Source organism: Aurantimonas sp. DM33-3, assembly GCF_014334315.1.
GTDB classification, from domain to species: domain Bacteria; phylum Pseudomonadota; class Alphaproteobacteria; order Rhizobiales; family Rhizobiaceae; genus Aurantimonas; species Aurantimonas coralicida.
In genome coordinates, this window is record NZ_JACSGS010000004.1 from 129,062 (window position 1) to 146,947 (window position 17,886).

Annotated in this window: 18 protein-coding genes; 8 read left to right on the top strand and 10 right to left on the bottom strand. The window is 68.3% G+C overall.

What is annotated here, in order from left to right; all coding sequences use genetic code 11:
* Positions 1 to 7: 7 nt before the first annotated feature.
* Positions 8 to 919 carry a methylenetetrahydrofolate reductase [NAD(P)H] gene (gene metF / locus H9Q09_RS07590; protein ID WP_009210182.1) on the top strand — a complete coding sequence of 304 codons (912 nt, stop codon included), beginning with the start codon at positions 8 to 10 and terminating at the stop codon, positions 917 to 919.
* A gap of 103 nt (positions 920 to 1,022) precedes the next feature.
* Here the strand turns inward: metF and H9Q09_RS07595 are convergent, their stop codons facing one another.
* Both H9Q09_RS07595 and H9Q09_RS07600 read right to left on the bottom strand, forming a co-directional pair.
* The gene (locus H9Q09_RS07595; protein WP_187390534.1) at positions 1,023 to 1,250 is read right to left on the bottom strand and encodes a hypothetical protein; all 228 of its coding nucleotides are present in this window, start codon (positions 1,248 to 1,250) and stop codon (positions 1,023 to 1,025) included.
* A gap of 436 nt (positions 1,251 to 1,686) precedes the next feature.
* Positions 1,687 to 2,952, bottom strand: coding sequence for an amidase (locus H9Q09_RS07600; RefSeq protein ID WP_187390535.1), 1,266 nt, complete (start codon positions 2,950 to 2,952; stop codon positions 1,687 to 1,689).
* A 270-nt stretch (positions 2,953 to 3,222) separates the two neighbouring features.
* Between H9Q09_RS07600 and H9Q09_RS07605 the strand changes: the two genes are divergently transcribed.
* From H9Q09_RS07605 to H9Q09_RS07615, 3 genes are all read left to right on the top strand, one after another.
* A complete protein-coding gene (locus tag H9Q09_RS07605) occupies positions 3,223 to 4,443 on the top strand; it encodes an alanine racemase (protein ID WP_024352025.1) in 1,221 nt (406 codons plus the stop codon).
* A gap of 204 nt (positions 4,444 to 4,647) precedes the next feature.
* Positions 4,648 to 5,652 carry a diguanylate cyclase gene (locus H9Q09_RS07610; RefSeq protein ID WP_187390536.1) on the top strand — a complete coding sequence of 335 codons (1,005 nt, stop codon included), beginning with the start codon at positions 4,648 to 4,650 and terminating at the stop codon, positions 5,650 to 5,652.
* 162 nt (positions 5,653 to 5,814) lie between these two features.
* Positions 5,815 to 6,270 carry an isoprenylcysteine carboxylmethyltransferase family protein gene (locus tag H9Q09_RS07615; protein ID WP_187390537.1) on the top strand — a complete coding sequence of 152 codons (456 nt, stop codon included), beginning with the start codon at positions 5,815 to 5,817 and terminating at the stop codon, positions 6,268 to 6,270.
* 13 nt (positions 6,271 to 6,283) lie between these two features.
* Here H9Q09_RS07615 and H9Q09_RS07620 read toward each other — a convergent pair whose 3' ends face one another.
* From H9Q09_RS07620 to H9Q09_RS07630, 3 genes are all read right to left on the bottom strand, one after another.
* A complete protein-coding gene (locus H9Q09_RS07620) occupies positions 6,284 to 7,450 on the bottom strand; it encodes a GGDEF domain-containing protein (RefSeq protein WP_024352022.1) in 1,167 nt (388 codons plus the stop codon).
* A gap of 114 nt (positions 7,451 to 7,564) precedes the next feature.
* Positions 7,565 to 8,764, bottom strand: a complete 1,200-nt coding sequence (gene chrA, locus H9Q09_RS07625; protein WP_348646286.1) for a chromate efflux transporter — start codon at positions 8,762 to 8,764, stop codon at positions 7,565 to 7,567.
* Positions 8,765 to 8,906: 142 nt separating this feature from the next.
* The gene (locus tag H9Q09_RS07630) at positions 8,907 to 9,335 is read right to left on the bottom strand and encodes a DUF4112 domain-containing protein (protein ID WP_024352020.1); all 429 of its coding nucleotides are present in this window, start codon (positions 9,333 to 9,335) and stop codon (positions 8,907 to 8,909) included.
* A 214-nt stretch (positions 9,336 to 9,549) separates the two neighbouring features.
* Between H9Q09_RS07630 and H9Q09_RS07635 the strand changes: the two genes are divergently transcribed.
* Entirely contained in the window at positions 9,550 to 10,986 is a 1,437-nt protein-coding gene (locus H9Q09_RS07635; RefSeq protein ID WP_187390538.1) for a cation:proton antiporter, read from the top strand.
* 20 nt (positions 10,987 to 11,006) lie between these two features.
* Here H9Q09_RS07635 and H9Q09_RS07640 read toward each other — a convergent pair whose 3' ends face one another.
* The 3 genes from H9Q09_RS07640 to H9Q09_RS07650 form a co-directional block, all read right to left on the bottom strand.
* Positions 11,007 to 12,122 (bottom strand): AbrB family transcriptional regulator, encoded by a 1,116-nt coding sequence (locus H9Q09_RS07640; protein ID WP_348646287.1) that lies wholly within the window; start codon positions 12,120 to 12,122, stop codon positions 11,007 to 11,009.
* Positions 12,123 to 12,378: 256 nt separating this feature from the next.
* Positions 12,379 to 13,566 (bottom strand): lytic murein transglycosylase, encoded by a 1,188-nt coding sequence (locus H9Q09_RS07645; RefSeq protein ID WP_187390540.1) that lies wholly within the window; start codon positions 13,564 to 13,566, stop codon positions 12,379 to 12,381.
* A gap of 76 nt (positions 13,567 to 13,642) precedes the next feature.
* On the bottom strand, positions 13,643 to 14,446 hold the full coding sequence (locus tag H9Q09_RS07650; RefSeq protein WP_187390541.1) for a GH25 family lysozyme: 804 nt from the start codon (positions 14,444 to 14,446) through the stop codon (positions 13,643 to 13,645).
* A 315-nt stretch (positions 14,447 to 14,761) separates the two neighbouring features.
* On the opposite strand from H9Q09_RS07650, the gene H9Q09_RS07655 reads away from it, so the two are divergent.
* The 3 genes from H9Q09_RS07655 to H9Q09_RS07665 all read left to right on the top strand — a co-directional run bounded on the left by H9Q09_RS07655 (position 14,762) and on the right by H9Q09_RS07665 (position 16,929).
* Positions 14,762 to 15,475, top strand: coding sequence for a DnaJ family molecular chaperone (locus H9Q09_RS07655; RefSeq protein WP_187390542.1), 714 nt, complete (start codon positions 14,762 to 14,764; stop codon positions 15,473 to 15,475).
* Positions 15,472 to 16,260, top strand: coding sequence for an N-acetylmuramoyl-L-alanine amidase (locus H9Q09_RS07660; protein ID WP_187390543.1), 789 nt, complete (start codon positions 15,472 to 15,474; stop codon positions 16,258 to 16,260). The genes H9Q09_RS07655 and H9Q09_RS07660 overlap by 4 nt, the downstream gene beginning before the upstream one ends.
* A gap of 165 nt (positions 16,261 to 16,425) precedes the next feature.
* Positions 16,426 to 16,929: a lytic transglycosylase domain-containing protein gene (locus H9Q09_RS07665; protein WP_187390544.1), complete on the top strand. Its 504-nt coding sequence runs from the start codon at positions 16,426 to 16,428 to the stop codon at positions 16,927 to 16,929.
* A 100-nt stretch (positions 16,930 to 17,029) separates the two neighbouring features.
* Here the strand turns inward: H9Q09_RS07665 and H9Q09_RS07670 are convergent, their stop codons facing one another.
* Both H9Q09_RS07670 and H9Q09_RS07675 read right to left on the bottom strand, forming a co-directional pair.
* Positions 17,030 to 17,518: a VOC family protein gene (locus H9Q09_RS07670; protein ID WP_187390545.1), complete on the bottom strand. Its 489-nt coding sequence runs from the start codon at positions 17,516 to 17,518 to the stop codon at positions 17,030 to 17,032.
* A gap of 4 nt (positions 17,519 to 17,522) precedes the next feature.
* Positions 17,523 to 17,873 carry a DUF1428 domain-containing protein gene (locus H9Q09_RS07675; RefSeq protein WP_024352011.1) on the bottom strand — a complete coding sequence of 117 codons (351 nt, stop codon included), beginning with the start codon at positions 17,871 to 17,873 and terminating at the stop codon, positions 17,523 to 17,525.
* Positions 17,874 to 17,886: the final 13 nt, after the last annotated feature.

Here is a 17,886-nt window from a genome sequence, read left to right on the forward strand (position 1 = left end):
CCCTGTCATGAGCCAGACCCCGCCGCTTGCCGGTTCCGGACTTCGCGTATCCTTCGAGTTCTTCCCGCCGAAGACCGAGAAGATGGAAGAGAATCTCTGGCGTTCGATCGAGCGCCTCGCGCCGCTCGGCCCCAGCTTCGTCTCGGTGACCTACGGTGCCGGCGGCTCGACCCGCGAGCGCACCCACCAGACGATCGAGCGGATCCTCAAGGAGACCACGCTGACCCCGGCCGCGCATCTGACCTGCGTCGATGCCTCCCGGGAAGAGGTCGACGAGGTGGTGCGCCAGTACTGGGAGACCGGCGTGCGCCATTTCGTGGCGCTGCGCGGCGACGGGCAGAACGGCGTCGGCGGCAAATATGTCCCGCGCGAGGACGGCTACCGCAACGCCGTCGAGCTGGTCGCCGGGCTGAAGGCCTTTGCCGATTTCGAGATCTCCGTCGCGGCCTATCCGGAGAAGCATCCGGAAAGCCCGGATTTCGCCACCGACATCGACCTGTTGAAGCGCAAGGTCGACAATGGCGCGACCCGTGCGATCACCCAGTTCTTCTTCGATAACGACGTCTTCGAGCGCTACGTCGAGCGGGTGCGCCGCGCCGGCATCTACATTCCGATCGTGCCGGGCATCGTGCCGATCCACGACTTCGTCAAGGTCGCGCGCTTCTCCAACGCCACCGGGGCCAAGATCCCATCCTGGCTGGCCGAGCGTTTCGACGGGCTGGAAGAAGACCCGCAGACCCGCAGCCACGTGGCGGCGGCGGTCTGTGCCGAGCAGGTGCTGGACCTGCAGAAGCGCGGCCTGTCGGACTTCCATTTCTACACGATGAACCGGGCCGACCTGGTCTATTCGATCTGCCACATCCTTGGCATGCGGGCCGGAACGGCCGCCGCTCCCAAGAGCGAGGCCGCGGCGGCCTGATCAGCCGCGAGCGAAAGACATCGACCGAAACGAGAAAAGCCGGGGCAGGGCCCCGGCTTTTTTGTCGATGGGGCACCGTCAGGCGCCCGTCGGACGGATGGGATCAGGGCACGACGCCGATCACCATGGCTCCGACGAATGCAAACGCGGCACAGATCATCAGCAAATTCAGCGGACGCGTCAGTTCCATTTGCATTGCCTCCTCGTTGACGGACAACACGAAGAGTAACGGCGTGACACAGTGGGTAAATGCGAATTCGTCGCTGCACTGCGGCAGCGGGGCGCGCCAAATCCCCGCAGCCCCTGTGAGGGCGGCGATGCACTGCGCCATCCGGCCTGTGTTTTTTTGGGACAATGCTTGGCGCGCGAACCGCTGCGTCTAGCCGGACCGCGCCTTCCGGGGAGGCTCTGAGCCAAAGGAAGGCCAGTGTGATCAGGCGATTGGCGCCGGTCGCGGCCTCACGGCATAGCGAAACGGCGCGCGAGCCCTCAAGCGGGGCGAATGTGGCGAAGCTGCCAGATTTGGGAATGGTCCCGATCGGGGACGCCGCCGGGGACAGCGGCGTCGCGACGATCAGGGAAAGAGGACGATCGCGCCGACGGTGGTGATGCCGCCGAGCATTCCGAAGAACACGACGGTGCCGAAGATGGTGACCAGAGTCTCGATCCGCATGTGGGGTTCCCCTCGTTGATATGCGGGGTGTGAACGGCACTGCAGCACTTCGGTTCCCGTATTTGCGGACGGTCGATGGGTTCGTGGTGAATCGTCAGATCGCCAGCCGCTCGCCCAGCATGGCGGCAATGGCGAGCGCCCGCGCGTCGCGTCCGAAACGGGTGACGATGGTCAGGCCCACCGGCAGGCCGTTGGCGGCGTGCAGGCCCGGCACGTTGACGCAGGGATTGCCGGTGATGGTCCACAGCTTGTTGAACATCGCGTCGCCGGTCGAGCGGAGGCTTTGGGGCGCCGCGCCGATGGCGGAGGGCACCAGCAGCGCGTCGGCATTCTCGAACAGGGTGGTGGCGGCCTTGCGGCCGATCCGGGCCGTGCGCCGCGCATTGTCGTATTCCTCCGGCGTCACGCCCGCGCCGTGGTCGAGCTGTTCCAGCACCTTCGGGCCCATCAGGGCGCGGTGCCGGGTGCGCTCGTGGAACAGCGCCTGCGCCGCCTCGAAATTCTGCAGCGGCGCGTGGATCTCGCGGGCCGCCGAGAGCGAGGCCGGCTCGGCAATCTCGATCAGCTTCGCCCCGGCCGCCTCGATGACGCGGGCGGCCGTGTCCCAGGCGGCCGCCATGTCGGGCTCGAGGAGGTCGTCGACCGCCGAACGGTAGAGGCCGATGGTCAGCCCCGAGGCATCAGCGGGCGGCGTGTCGGCCAGCGGCCGGCTGCTGATCAGCGCGGCGAGCAGCGCGACGTCCGGCACCGTGGCGGCGAAGAAGCCGACCGTGTCGAGCGACCAGGAATAGGTCTTCACGCCGACCGTCGGGAACAGCCGGAAGCTCGGCTTGTAGCCGGCGACGCCGCAGAAGGAGGCGGGACGGATGACCGAGCCGCCGGTCTGGGTGCCGCAGGCGCCGGCGAGGTAGCCGGCGGCAACGCCCGCCGCCGAGCCGGAGGAGGAGCCGCCCGGCGTGTGGTCCGGATTGTGCGGATTGCGGGTCGGGGTCGGATCGAGCGAGGCGAATTCGGTCGTCGCGGTCTTGCCGACGATGGCCGCGCCCTGGGCCCGCGCCAGCGCGATGACCGGGGCATCGGCCGCCGGCTGGTGGCCGCGATAGATCGCCGAGCCGTGCTCGGTCGGCATGTCGAAACTGTCGAAGACATCCTTGGCGCCGAAGGGCACGCCGGCCAGCGGACCGGTCGCCGCAGCCGCCTCGGCGTGCGAGCTCTCCGGCGCGCGGTGAGTGAAGACACCGAGCTCACCGTCGCCCCCGTCGATCCGCTCGTTGGTCGCGGCCAGCACCGCCTGCGGCGTCGTGCGCCCGGCCTCGATGTCACGGACGATGTCGGTCAGGCGAAGCGGGGCGGCGGGCATGGCGATGGTTCCTGTTGGCGGGTGTCCCTGTTTAGAGCGCTGTTCGGCTGTCGGACAAGCGGCCCCTGTGAGGGAGCACACGAGGCGGCTGTCCGCCGCCGGAATGGCCGGTCTTGGGGCCGATCCGCAGGCCGGCCACGGGCAGGGGCGCTGACAACGCCGATCCATGCTCTAGTTGCGCCGCGATGACGGGCCGTGCGGGTGATTCCCTCATCCGCAGTTCGTCCGACCCGTCCCGTGACCCGAGTGTCACCCGTGGAGAACCGCCTGTTGCAGACCTTCAAGTCCGCCAAGGATGCCGCCCTGACGCTTCGTCCCGACGTGCCGGTCTATTGCTTCCGTCCCGCCGTCCTGACCGCCGATGCCGAGCGCTTCATGGCGGCGTTTCCCGGCGACACCGCCTATGCGGTGAAGACAAATGGCGAGCCGATGGTGCTGGAGACGCTGAGCCGGGCCGGCGTGCGCATCTTCGACGTGGCCTCGCCCGGCGAGTTCGAGGCGGTGCGCGCCGCCCAGCCGGATGCCGAGATGCTCTACATGCATCCGGTGAAGGCCCAGTCCGACATCCGCCTGGCGCTGGAGACCTACGGGATCCGGGTGATGTCCCTCGACCACGAGGACGAGGTGGTGAAGATCCTGCGCGTCGTGCGGGCGCTCGATCTCGATCCCGGCAAGATCACCCTGTTCATCCGCATCCAGACCAAGGGCAGCGCCGCCTACGAGCTGTCGAAGAAGTTCGGCGCGGCGCCGGCCCATGCGGTGGAGCTCCTGCAGCGCTGCCACCGGATCGGCTTCAAGGTCGGCATCTGCTTCCATGTCGGCTCGCAGATCGAGGACCCGGACACCTACGAGCGGGCGCTCGCCTCGGCCGACTGGGTGCGCAACCGGGCCGACGTGCCGCTGGCCGGCATCGATGTCGGCGGCGGCTTTCCGGCCGAATACGGCCACGACCCGCGCCGCAAGAAGAAGGAGATGCCGGGTTTCGGTCAGATCATGTCACGCCTGACCTCCGACATGGAGGAATGGGGCTTTTCGGACATGCCGATGGTCGCCGAGCCGGGCCGGGTGGTCGTCGCGCGGGCCTTCTCGCTCATCGTGCGGGTGCTGCTGCGCAAGGGCAAGCGGCTCTACATCAATGACGGCATCTGGGCGTCGCTGTCGGATTCCTGGACCGGCAAGATCACCCTGCCGGCGCGCTTCATCCCCGATCCGGCCCGCCAGAGCCGCAATGGCGACCCGGCGAACATCCAGGCCTTCAAGGTCTGCGGCGCCACCTGCGACAGCGTCGACATCCTGTCGCGGCCGTTCTGGCTGCCGGAAACCGTCGACACCGGCGACTGGATCGAGATCGGCCATATCGGGGCCTATTCCCTCTCCCTGCGCACCCGCTTCAACGGCTTTTACCCCGACACCTTCGTCGAGGTGGAAACGCCCTTCGACCATGGCGACGCGGCCGAGAGCTACGCCAGCCTGGAGACCATGGCTGACTGACTGATCAATCAAGAGGGGCGGCGCGAGGGAATTCTTAAGTGTCGCGCTCTAGAAATGTGGCGTGATCGCGACCGAGGAACCGTGACCCGCCATGCCGACTGACGTGCCGAGCCTGCCCAGCGTCGAAACCGCCGCGACAGATCCGGCGGCGTGCGGGGCGTGTGCTACGGTGCGGCGCCCGATGCCGGGCGGGGAGGCGCCCCGATGATCTATCGCGGGAACAGCAGCGCGCGCATCGCGCGCCTGTCTTCGGCGCTCGAGGCCACCTCGCGCCTGTTGCGCCAGAAGAACAGCCAGCTCGCGCACATGACCAAGATCTTCGACCGGGCGTCCGAGGCGGCGCGGATGGGCGTGTGGGAATGCGCCTTGCCGCAGAACACGCTGCGCTGGACCGACGTCGTCTACGATCTCTACGACTTGCCGCGCGGCGCGCCGCTCGACCGCGACACGATCCTCAAATGCTATCCGGAAAAGTCCCTGCGGATCCTCGAGGAGATCCGCAGCGAGGCGATCGCCACGCGCGGCGGTTTCGGCCTCGACGTCGAGATCACCACCGCCACCGGTCGCCACCGCTGGATCCGCATCACCGCCTCGGTGGAGTGCGAGAACGGCGAGCCGGTCCGCATCTTCGGCTTCAAGCAGAACATCACCGAAGAGAAGCTGCTGGCCGACAAGATGCGCTATCTGGCCGAATATGACGTGATGACGGGGCTCGCCAATCGCAGCCAGTTCCAGAGCCGGCTGGTCGATCTGGCGGGCACGACGGCCGGCGACCGTGCCGTCGGCGCGCTGCTGCTGATCGATCTCGACGGCTTCAAGGCGATCAACGACACCTATGGCCACGCGTTCGGGGACGAGTGCCTGAAGGCGACGGCGGCCCGGCTGCGGCAGGTCTGCGACGATGCCGAACTGGTCGCCCGCGTCGGCGGCGACGAGTTCGCCGTGCTGCTCGGCAGCCATCTCGATGCGGCCGCCGCCGAAACCCTCGCCGCGACCATCGTCGACCTCCTCAACGGTCCTGTCGCCGACGCCACGGCGTCCGATCTCGGCGCCTCGGTCGGCATTGCCATGGCCGAAGCCGGGATGGAGCCGGACACGCTGTTCTGCCGCGCCGATTCGGCCCTTTACGCCGCCAAGGCGTCCGGCCGGAAGACCTACCGGATGTTCAGCCAGACCATGCAGAACCCGCTGCGCTCGCGGGCGGCCTGACCGGCCCGGCGCTCTCGTGAGCGCCTCATCCCCATCACATCCCACCGCATGCCTGAGCCAGCCCGCCATGTGCTGCCCGGCCGAAGCCCGGCCGCAGGGCCTCGTGCCGGGCCGCGCGGCGCCCCATATGCGGAGCCGGCGACGAAACCAACGGAGACGACCATGTCGATGAAGCGCGATTTCCCGGACCTTCCGCCGGTCTGGGCCTCCGGCTTTCTCATCGCCGAGGTCGTGGCGGCATCGGTGCTGCCGATCGCCGTCTTCGTGTCGGCGCCCGCGACGCTGATCGGCATCGCGCTGATCGTGGCGGGCGTCCTCCTCGCGGCATGGTCGGCCCTGTGGTTCCGGCGCAAGCGCACCTCGATCGAGCCGCGGGACGTGCCGAAGGCGCTGATCGTCGAGGGCCCGTTCAGGATCAACCGCAACCCGATCTATACGGGCATGGCGCTGGTGCTCGTCGGGCTCGCGTTCTGGATCGGCGCCCTGTCCGCCGTGGCGATCGCCCTCGTCTTTCCCTTCGTGATCACCGCCCGCTTCATTCGCGGCGAGGAGGCGGCCCTGCGGTCGGCCTTCGGCGCCGAGGCGGAGGCCTATATCGCTCGCACCAGGCGGTGGTGACACCGGTGCGGCGTCAGGCAGCGGCGGTCTCGGCGATGCGATTGCGGCCGCCGTTCTTGGCCCGGTAGAGGTTGGCGTCGGCCGCACGCATCAGCCGGTCGAAACTGGCTTCGCCTTCGGCGGAATGGGCGATGCCGGCACTGAGCGTCAGCCCGAAGCTGCCGTCATCCGCCGCAATCCGCGCGGCCGCGACGGTGGCCCGCACCCGGTCCGTCAGCATGAAGGCCTCGGTCGGGGTGACACCAGGCAGGATGGCCGCGAATTCCTCGCCGCCGATCCGCGCGACGAAGTCCTGCTGGCGGAGCACCGAGGGGCAGATGTGGGCGCAGCGCTTCAGCCCCGCGTCGCCGGCGGCATGGCCGTAGCGGTCGTTGATGCTCTTGAAATGATCAAGATCAAAGACGACCAGCGCGAAATGGCTGCGGTCCCGCAGCGCCTTCTCCAGCCGCTGCTCGAAGGCGCGGCGATTGGGCAGTCCGGTCAGGGCATCGTGCATTGCCGCGTGGCGCAGGTCCCTCGCCATCCGCTCATAAGCGATCGACAGGACGAAGGCGCCGCTGGCGGTGGTGTGGATCACCGCGATCAGCAGATGGATCTGCAGCACGCTGTCGAAGACCAGATGTGCAGTCTCTGCGGTATGGGCGTTGATGCCCTGCGCGATGCGACCGGCGAAGGATAGCGCCATGACGCCATAGGCGATGAGCAGGCCGTAGCGTGAAGGGAGGCCAGTCTCGCGATCGGTGTAAAACTCCCAAGCCGTCGCGGCGGCGAACAGCATCAGAATGGCATTTACGGTGTAATAGGCCACGGGATAGTCGAACCAGCCGGGAAGAGCGAACATGGTCGCAACGACCAGTGGCGGCAGGACGAGCAGGGACCAGTAGACCCGACGCCGGGCGAACAGGCGGGCCGCCGTCCAGCGCAGCCCGAAGCCGATGACCAGCAGGCTGTTGGGCAGCGCGAGGCCGAAGCTCGGCTCTTCGCCGGGAAAGGCCATGTAGGAGAACAGCGAGGCGGCGATGACGAAGTTCGCGCCGATCCAGGCCGGCCAGTAGGTTTCGTCCGGCTGCTTGCGCCAGGCCGCGTAGAAGGCGAGGCCCATGACGATGAGGATCATGGCATTGGTCAGGAACAGCGTCTGAACATCGACGCCGATATCCATGTCGACCCGCGAATTCATCCCCATCCCCCCACCGGCATCGCGCCCACGCCTGCTCTCGATGGCGATGAGGATGCCATGGGTCGTTTAAGGGATTGCTATGATCCGATCACGGCTTCGTTGACGTTGCTGTGACTAGGCGATGGCGATGCTGGCGAGGGCGCAGGCGAGGACGACCATCCAGGGCGGCGCCTTCCAGACGACCAGTGCCACGAAGCCGGCCAGCGCCAGGGCGAAATCGGCGGGTCCGCGCACGGCGCTGACGAAGACCGGATCGTAGAGCGCCGCACCGAGAATGCCGACGACGGCGGCATTGGCGCCGCGCATGGCGGCCTGCGCCGTGACGCGGCGGCGAAATTCGTCCCAGAAGGGCAGCGCCGCCGCGACGAGCAGCAGGCCGGGCAGCGAGATCGCCACCAGTCCGATCACCGCGCCCGGCAGGCCGTAGCCCTGCGGCGAGGCGATGGCGCCGAGATAGGCGGCGAAGGTGAAGAGCGGGCCGGGCACGGCCTGGGCGGCGCCGTAGCCGGCGAGGAAGGCGTCGTCGCTCGCCCATCCCGGCTCGACGACGAAGGCCTGCAGGAGCGGCAGGACGACATGGCCGCCGCCGAAGACCAGCGCCCCGGCCCGGTAGAAGGCGTCGAACAACGCGACGGGACCGGCACCGTTCGTCGCCGGGTCCATGGCGGCGAAGACCGGCAGCAGGATCAGGAGGACGGCGAAGACAGCGAGGGCGACGAGCCCTGCAGTGCGCGAGACGGGGACCATGGGGATCGGCGGCAGCACCGCCGCGTCCGCGCGGCAGAACCAGAGGCCGGCGAGCCCGCCCATGACAATGGCTGCGATCTGGCCGAGCGAACCGGCCAGCGCGACCACCGCCACGACGGCGACGACCGCGATGGTCGCGCGCGTGCGATCGGGGCAGAGGCTGCGCGCCATGCCGAACACCGCCTGCGCCACCACGGCGACCGCGACGATCTTCAGGCCATGGACAATCGCCGCGCCGATGCCGCTGTCGAAGGCCGACGCGCCGGCCGCAAAGAGGATCAGCAGGATGGCCGAGGGCAGGGTGAAGGCGGTCCAGGCCGCCAGCCCGCCCAGCGGGCCGGCCCGCATCAGGCCCAGCGCGAAGCCGACCTGGCTGGAGGCCGGGCCGGGCAGGAACTGGCACAGCGCCACCAGATCGGCATAGCCGGCCTCGTCAACCCAGCGTCGCCGGGTGACGAACTCGTCGCGGAAATAGCCCAGGTGCGCGATCGGCCCGCCAAAGGCCGAAACGCCGAGTTTCAGGAAGGCGCGGAACACCTCGCCGGGCGAGCCCTGCGGTGCCTGCACGGGTCGTTCCGATCCCGCGATTGCATCCGCTGCCCGGTCCCCGCGCACTGCCGCATCTGCATCCTTCACCCGTCGTCCCCCGCCTTCGTGGTCGCGGCCAAGGGTGGCACGGATGAATGTCGGCGCGAAGACGCGAAAGCGGTCAGGCGCGCTTCGGCGTGATGTCCTTCATCGGCGGATCGCGCAGGGCGTCGCCATAGGCGGTGCCGGCCTCGCCGAAATGGTCGAGGACGATGTCGAGATTGCGCCGGTGCGCCTTGTAGAAGACGTCGAACACGTCGCCGAGCAGCGGCACGGCGCCGACGGCGAAGTCGATGCCGAGATTGCCGGCCATCTTGACCAGCTTGTGCTTGGGCACGCCGAGCCGCCGGGCTTCGTTGAGGATGTAGATACCGACGAGGCTGCCGGCGGCGTCGCCGACGCCCGGAATCAGGCCCAGCACGGAATCGCCGCCGAAGCGGATGCCGGTGCCGGGAATGCGGATCGCCGTGTCCATCAGCCGCGCGACCCGGCTGATGCGCGTCAGGCGCCGCTGGTGGTCGGCATGAAGGGAAGGGTCGGCGGCATTCATGGACGGGTCTCCGGTTCGATGGCTGGTTTCCATATGGGAACGCCCGAGCGGCGAAACAGATGCGTGGGCAGGGTGACAGGGTGATCGCGACCGTCGCCGCCCGGCCAGAACCGAGAAAGCCCCGACGCGCACCCGCGCCGGACACAAGCGGGCCAAGGTTCTCGCCTTTCGTGCCGCAACCGCGAATCAGGCAGGCGGATCAAGGGGAGACGACATGGAGGAAGCGGTCACCGAGGCCACGGCGACGGTCGAGCACGCGGTCGCGGAGGTGGCCCAGGGCGCGCAGGGCGGCCACGGCGCCGACACCGGGCTGACCGCCATCGCCTTCGTGATCGTCGTCGCGGTGACCGCCGGCCTCGGGCTGATGCGGCTGCGGCAGCCGCCGCTGGTCGGCTTCATCCTCGCCGGCGTGCTGCTCGGCCCCTCAGCGCTGGGGGTCATCTCCACCTCTAACGAGAACGTCACCATGCTCGCCGAGATGGGCGTGCTGATGCTCCTGTTCTTCATCGGCATGGAATTGTCGCTGAAGGCCTTCGTCGCCTCGCTGAAGCCGGCGGTGCAGATCGCCGGCGGCCAGCTCATCGCCGCCATGGCGATCTCCTTCGGCCTGATGGCGATCTCCGAGGCGACGCTGGCCGAGGCGATCATCCTCGGCTTCATCATCGCGCTGTCCTCGACCGTGGTGGCGATGAAGATGCTGGAGGATATCGGCGAGCTTCGCCAGGAACCGGGGCGGATCGCCGTCGCGGTGCTGATCGCCCAGGACCTGGCGGTGGTGCCGATGCTGATCGTCGCGACCTCGCTGGGCGGCGAGGAAGCGGTGAGCTGGGTCGATGTCGGACTGAAGATCGCCGTCGCCGTCGCGGTTCTCGGCGGGCTGCTGTGGTTCCTCGGCCGGCGGCCGAAGCTGAAGCCGTCCTTCGCGCCGGCGGTGGAGAACAATGTCGAGATCCTCGCCCTCGGATCGCTGGCCTTCTGCTTTGCCGCCGCCTCGTTCTCGGGCCTTGTCGGCCTGTCGCCGGCCTATGGTGCCTTCATCGCCGGGCTGGTGGTCGGCGCCTCGACCCTGCGCTCGCCGGTCATCCACGTGGTGGAGCCGATCCAGGCGCTGCTGCTGGTGGTGTTCTTCCTGTCCATCGGCCTTCTGATCGACCTGAACTACATCGTCGAGAACTGGGTGCTGGTGCTGGTCGCCTCGCTCTTCGTGATCCTGGCCAAGACCGTCCTCAACATATTGCTGATCCGGCTGGCGGGCCTGCCGCACAAGACCGCGGTCGAGGCGGGCCTCTCCATGGCGCAGATCGGCGAGTTCTCCTTCGTGCTGGCGGCGGCGGCCTTTGCGTCGGGTGCGATCGGCGGCGACGTCTACCGGCTGGCGCTGGCGGTGACCGCCGTGTCGCTGCTGGTCTCGCCGGCCTGGATGGTGGTAATCCGACATCTGGAGGGCGAAGCGCGCTTCGGCTACGCCGAATTCCGCGCCGCCCTGACCGAGCTCTATGGCGACCGGATCGAGACCGTCGAGGATTTGGGCGTCTGGCTGAAGGTGCGCGGCCGCGCCCTGCGCCGGGCGATGACCCGGCGACGGGTCGCGCGGCGCAATGGCAAGACGGCAACTGGAGACGAGACCGGCGAGCCGGCGCCGCGCGACTAGCGCAAAGCCCCGACGGGAGTTCAGTCGCGCGCGCCGATGCGGCGGGCGACGAGGCGGGCGATCGGCGGGCCGGCGATCAGAACGATGACGAAGCGCACCGTTTGCAGCGCCATGACGAAGGGCAGATCGACATTGGTCGAGGCCGCGATGATGGCGATGGAATCCATGCCGCCGGGGCTGGTCGCCAGATAGGCGGTCACCGGATCGATGCCGAGCCAGACGTGCAGAAGCGCGGCGATGCCGCCGCAGAACGCCATCAGGAGGAGGATCGAGCCGACGATCTTGGGCAGCGCCTGCCAGGCATGAGCGAGGACGGCGCGGGTGAAGCCGAGGCCGATCTTCCAGCCGAGGATGCCGTAGCCGATGACCAGGAACCATTCTGGCAGCTGGAATTCAACGACGCCGGTGAGTGTGAGCGCGACGGCGATGGCCATGGGCAGCAGAAACGGACCGGCGGGTATCTTTAGAAAGCGGCCGACCAGAATGCCGAGGCCGACAAAGCCCAGCGTCGGGCCGAAATGCGACCAGTCGAGCGCCGGAAACCAGACGATCGCCGCGCCGACAGAGGCCGCGGCGTCGCCATTGGTCCAGAACCCCGCCATCAGCGCGGCAGCGAAGGCGACCAGGATCACCCGCAGATACTGCATGAAGCCAACGAGCCGGGCGTCCGCGCCGAAGGCTTCGGCCATGACCATCATCGCGGTGGCGGCGCCGGGCCAGGAGCCCCAGACCGCCGTCGTGCCGGGCAGGACGTGCCAGCGGCTCATCAGGCCGCCGAGCACGCCGCTGGCGGTCACCACGGCGAGGACGACGCCGACATAGAGCGGCCAGTCGCGCAGGAAGGTGGCGAGGATCTCCAGCGTGATGGACGAGGCGACGAGGCAGCCGATCGCCGCCTGGGCGCCGTGATAGGGTGCCCTGGGCACGGCGATGGTGGTGCCGAGCACCGCGATGACGATGGCGGCGATCATCGGCCCCAGAAGCATGGCTGCCGGCATGCCGACGAGTTCCAGCAGGCTGCCGATCAGGATCGAAAGCGCCAGCAGCGCCAGCCATTGCAGCGGCACGGGCATCCGGCTCGCCGCGCCGGCCGTCTCGACGGGCGTCTCTAGGGGCGGAACAGTGTCGTCCCTCACGCGCGCGACCGCGGGGCTTGCCGAGTGCACCGCCGATCCGCACCGGCCTCTAAGGGAACGGTGGCTGGAAGAGCGGGGAAATGGGGTTGGGTCACGGGCGCATCCTGCCGCCCGCGCCGCCGATGGTCGGGTCCCGGCGCGGGCATCGATGGAGATAAGCCGTGCTTAGCGTCTTCGGGGCCGGATGGCGAGGGCGCCCGGCCCATCGGCGATCCGGTGGGGCCCCGGCGGAGCGTTCGCCGGGGCGTCGTCGCCTCTAGAGCGCGCGGAGGAGGTCGGGCGTCGGCCAGCCATCGGCCGGCAGGCCGAGGCGCATCTGCTCCTTGCGGACGGCGGCACGTGTGTTCTCGCCGATGATGCCGTCAATGCCGCCGGTGTCGTAGCCGAGATCGGTCAGGCGCTGCTGCAGCCGCTTTGTGCCCTCAAGGTCGAGGCCCGGCTGCGGATTGCCCATGTCGACCGGCGGGGCGCCGGCAAGGCGCGTCGAGAAATAGGCCGCGGTCAGGGAATAGACGAGCGACTTGTTCCACTTCAGGTAGATGTCGAAATTCGGATAGGCGAGGAAGGCCGGGCCACCGCGTCCCATCGGCAGGATCAGCGAGGCCGGCAGCTGGTCGGACGGCAGCGCCGATCCGTCGGCCTTCGTCACGCCGAGCTCGGCGAAATTGGCGCGCGGTTCCTTGTTGACCAAAGCGGCGCGGTCCCACGGGAATTCCGACGGCACCTGCACGGCTTCGAGCCACGGCTCGCCGCCGCGCCAGCCGAGCGACTGGATGTATTTGCCGGTGGTGAACAGGACATCGGCGGCGTCCTGGCGCAGGTCGATCCGGCCGTTGCCATCGCCGTCGGTGCCGAATTCCAGATATTCCTCGGGCAGAAGCTGGGTCTGGCCGATCTCGCCGGCCCAGGCGCCCTTCATCTCGGACGGGGTCAGATAGCCGCGATCGACGATCTCGATCGCCGCCAGGAGATGCGGGCGGAAGAGTTCGGGACGGCGGCAATCATGGGCGAGGGTGGCCAGCGCGGCCAGCGTGTCGAAATTGCCGAGAACGGCGCCGTAATCGGTCTCCAGCCCCCAGAAGGCGGCGATGACCGGGCCGGGCACGCCGGTCTCGGTTTCGATGCGCGACAGGACGCTGGCGTATTTCTGCAGGTTTTCCTTGCCCTGCTGCAGCCGGTAGCCATTGACCATGCGGGTGGCGAATTGCTGCCAGTCCTGGGCGAAGACGCCCTGAGCGCGATCGGCGGCGAGCACCTTCGGGTCCTGGCGCATGTCGGCAACGGCCGCGTCGATGGCGCCGGCCGACAGGCCCTTGGCTTCAGCCTCGGCCCGCACGCCCTGGAGGAAGGCGCCGAAATCGCCGCCGCATTGCTGGGCCGCCGCGAGGCCGCTGCCGGACAGGAGAAGCGACAGGGTCAGGGCGAGACGGCTGGCAACGGGCATCGGCGAGTTCCTCCAGAAGTGGGGCAAAGTGAATTTGACCCGCGCCTAGGTGATCATCATGGCGCTTTGAAGAACGTCAACGCCGCATGCGCGCCTGCAGCCATTTCGCCCAGTCGGCCCGCGAGCCGGCGAAGGCATTGCGGTCGACCTCGCCGCGAATGCCCGGCACCGAACCGGTGGCGGTGTACTGCCAGAAGCGGAATTTGCGGTCGTCGTAGACGTTGTCGGGATGGTCGGCGACGGCGCGCACCCAGAATTCATGGCGCGGGAAGGCGGCCACCAGGCGTTCGCGATGCACGTCGATCGGCACGTAGAGGATCGGGCGCTGGCCGTAATGGCGCTCCAGCGCGTCGGACATCGCCATGACCTCGCGGATCAGGTCCTCGCGCGGCGGCCGCTTGGTGCAGGTCGGCGAGAAAGGCGTCCACTCGACGTCGATGACCGGGGGCAGGGCGCCCTTTTCGCGCGGGACATTGTCGATGAACCAGCGGGCCTGCTCGATGCCCGGCCGGCAATGGTACCAGAAGTGATAGGCGCCGCGCGGCACGCCGGCGGCGCGCGCCTCGCGCCAGTTCTCGTGGAAGCGGTCGTCGAGCCGGTCGCCGCCCTCGGTCGCCTTCAGGAAGGCGAAGGCGACGCCGCCCTGGCGGGCCGCGGTCCAGTCGATGTCGCCCTGGTACTTGGCGACGTCGATGCCGTGGATCGGGTATTCGTGCGAGGCCTCGACGGTCATGTCCGACAGGCCGAGCTCGGCGACGCTGAGCGCCGTGGAGCGGCAGCCGGCAAGCGCCAGAACCAGCGCCATGCCGGCCATGGCCAGGCGGCGTCCGGTGCGGCGGCGCGCAGCGGTGGAGGAATTGGTCTCGTGGCGGTCGCGCATCGGGTCACTCGAATTCAAAAGAAGGAAGGTCGCCGCACGGCCCGGATCGCACGCAAGGGTCCCGCATCGGCGACGGCGGGCGGTCTGCGCCGCTCTCCCATTGATCACGGCTGGCTGGAACGGGGCTGGCGACGCAGGTGCGAAATTCCGGCGCAGGCGCACGAAACCAACGGGCGATGGCGTCGTTTGGCACGGGCCGGCGCGATTTTGCGGCGGTGACGGGCTGTTCGCAGGCGTTCGGCGCCCGTCGGTTTGCGTCGCAGCGAACGATCGCAGATAATCTCGATTCGACAACATGGCCGGCGGGGCGGCGCGATGAACATTCTGACGAGCCTCAACACGCTGCTGCAGGGCATACCCGCCGGCAGCCGCGCGACGCTGGACGCCATCTTCGAAAGCATCCGTGCGATCTTCGGCGGCGATCGCGACACGCGCAAGCGCGTCGCCTTCGGCGTCGCCGTGATCGCCCTGTCCGCCAAGATGGCCAAGGCCGACGGCATCGTCTCGCCGCGCGAGGTGACGGCGTTCCAGGAGATCCTCGAGATCCCGCCGGAGGAACTGCGCAACGTCTTCCGTCTCTACGACATCGCCAAGCAGGACATTGCCGGCTTCGATACCTATGCGATGCGGCTGAAGGGCCTGTGCCGCGAGGAAGGCGAGACCTGCGAGCTTCTGACCGACGTTCTCGACGGGCTGTTCCACATCGCCAAGGCGGACGGGCTGGTGCATGAGCGCGAGCTGGAGTTCCTGGCCGAGGTGGCCCGCATCTTCGGCCTCAGCGATACCGAGTTCACCGACGTCAAGATCCGGCACATTCTGGGACCCAGCAATCCCTATGCGGTGCTCGGGCTCGACCCGGACGCCGCGCCGTCGGAGACCCGGGCCCGCTATCTGACGCTGGTGCGCGAGAACCATCCCGACCGGCTGGCCGCCCGCGGCGTGCCCGACGAGTTCATGTTCATCGCCACCGAGCGGATGAAGGCGATCAACAACGCCTACAGCCAGATTGCAGGAAAGACCGCGGCGTGATTCCAGACCATGCCGGCGTCGACGAGATCTGTCCGTCGCCGAACCATACCGAACGCCGCGACGGACTGCGGCCGGACATGCTGATCCTGCACTATACCGGCATGGGCACCGGGGAGGCGGCCATGCGCTGGCTCTGCGCCCCCGAGAGCGAGGTGTCCTGCCACTATCTCGTCCACGAGGACGGGCGGATCGTGCAGATGGTGCCGGAGGAAAGGCGCGCCTGGCATGCAGGAGCGGGGAGCTGGCGCGGCCGCGACGACATCAATTCGCGCTCCATCGGCATCGAGATCGTCAATGTCGGGCACGGCAACGGCTATCCCGATTTCCCGCCCGCGCAGATCGATGCGGTGACGCGATTGTGTGCCGATTGTGTCGCGCGGTGGGCGATCCGGCCCGAATTCGTGCTGGCGCACTCCGACGTCGCTCCCGCGCGAAAGTCCGATCCCGGCGAAAAGTTCCCCTGGCTTCAACTTTTTTCCGCCGGCATCGGCCATGCGGTGGATCCGGCGCCGCTGAGGGGCGGACGCTACTTCGGCCTCGGCGATCGAGGCGAGCCCGTCGCCGCCTATCAGTCGCTGCTGGCGGCCTATGGCTACGGCGTGCCGTGCGACGGAACTTTCGACGACGCAACGCGTCAGGCGACCGTCGCCTTCCAGCGGCATTTCCGCCAGGAGCAGGTCGACGGCATCGCCGACGCCTCGACGATCGAAACCCTGCACCGGCTTCTGACCAGCCTGCCGCGGTCGCCCTTCGACCCCGATGAAAGCGCAACCACAGGCGTCTGATTCACGGTGTTTGTTACACCCTGAAATGTTGCGTGATCGCTTCGTCACAATCCCGATGGTTTTGCGCCGCACACAGCGGTCCTTCGCAACTGCGGTGCGCCGCTTTCGAGGGAAATAGCGCCGGCCCTGCAAGGGGATGGCCGGCATCGATCACTTGGGGTTTTTATGTACAGACTGACTGCCGTGGCTCTCGCCGCGACGCTTGCATTCGGCCATATGACGACTGCTTTCGCCAACGACACGACATCCGAGATCACGTCCGCCACGCAGGTCGCAGCGCTCGAGCGCTTCGCCGACCGGCCGTTCGCGACGATCATCGCCAAGGAAGCCGCCGCCCATGGCGTGCCGCTGAACCTGGCGCATGCGGTCATCAACATCGAGAGCAGCTACCGCTCGTCGGTCACCGGCGCGGCCGGCGAAGTCGGGCTGATGCAGATCAAGCCGGCGACGGCGCGCGGCATGGGCTATCGCGGCAGCACCAAGGCGCTCTACGACCCGGCCACCAACATCAAGTGGGGCATGCGCTACCTGGCCGGTGCCGTGCAGCGCGGCGGCGGCACCACCTGCGGCACGATCCTGAAGTACAATGCCGGTCACTACGCCAAGCGGATGAACCCGATCTCCCAGCGCTATTGCTCGAAGGTCAAGCGCGAGCTCGCCCAGGCCTGATCGGCCATCACATACGATGGAAGCGGCCGCGAGGGGGTTGCGGCCGCTTCCATCGGGATCGCGGCGGGCAGAGGGGTGACAACGCCCGCCCGCGCTCCCGTCAGGCCTCGCCTCGATATGCGGCTTCGAGGGACGCCAGGTCCAGTTTCACCATGCCCATCATCGCCTGCATGACGCGGGCGGCCCGCGCCTTGTCCGGGTCGTGGGTCATCCGCTTGAGGGCGGCCGGCACGATCTGCCAGGACAGGCCGAACCGGTCGGTGATCCAGCCGCATTGCTGCACCGTGCCGCCGTCGAGGAAGCGCTCCCAGAAGGCGTCGATCTCGGCCTGGTCGGCGCAGGACACGAACAGCGACACCGCCGGCGTGATCTTGAAGCTCGATCCGCCGTTCAGCGCGATGAAGTCCTGTCCGGCCAGCGTGAAGCCGATGGTCAGGACGCTGCCCTCCCGGTCGGGGAAGGCTTCGCCATAGAGCAGCGTGTCGCCGAGCGAGGCGGTCTGGCCGCAGGCGCGGAACGTCTCGACGTAGAAGCGCGCCGCCGCCTCGGCCTCGGTGTCGAACCAGAGGCAGGGGGAAATCTTCGACATGGGCTCAGCTGTCCAGAATGACCTGGAAGCCGCCGAAGATCATCCGCTTGCCGTCGAAGGGCATGTCGCCGCCCGGCTGCATGCGCGGATCCTCCATCACCCGTTTCATGCCGGCGTCGCGGGTCGCCTTGTCCGGCCAGGTGATCCAGGAGAAGACGACGACCTCGCCCTCCTCGGCCTGCACCGCGCGGCGAAAGTCGGTGACCTTGCCGTCGGGCACGTCGTCGCCCCAGCATTCGACCATGCGCAGGGCGCCGAACTCCTTGAACAAAGGCGCGAACTTCACCGCCATCTCGCGATAGGCGTCCTTGTTGGCGGCGGGGACCGGCACCACGAATCCATCGACATATTCCATGCGTTCCTCCTTC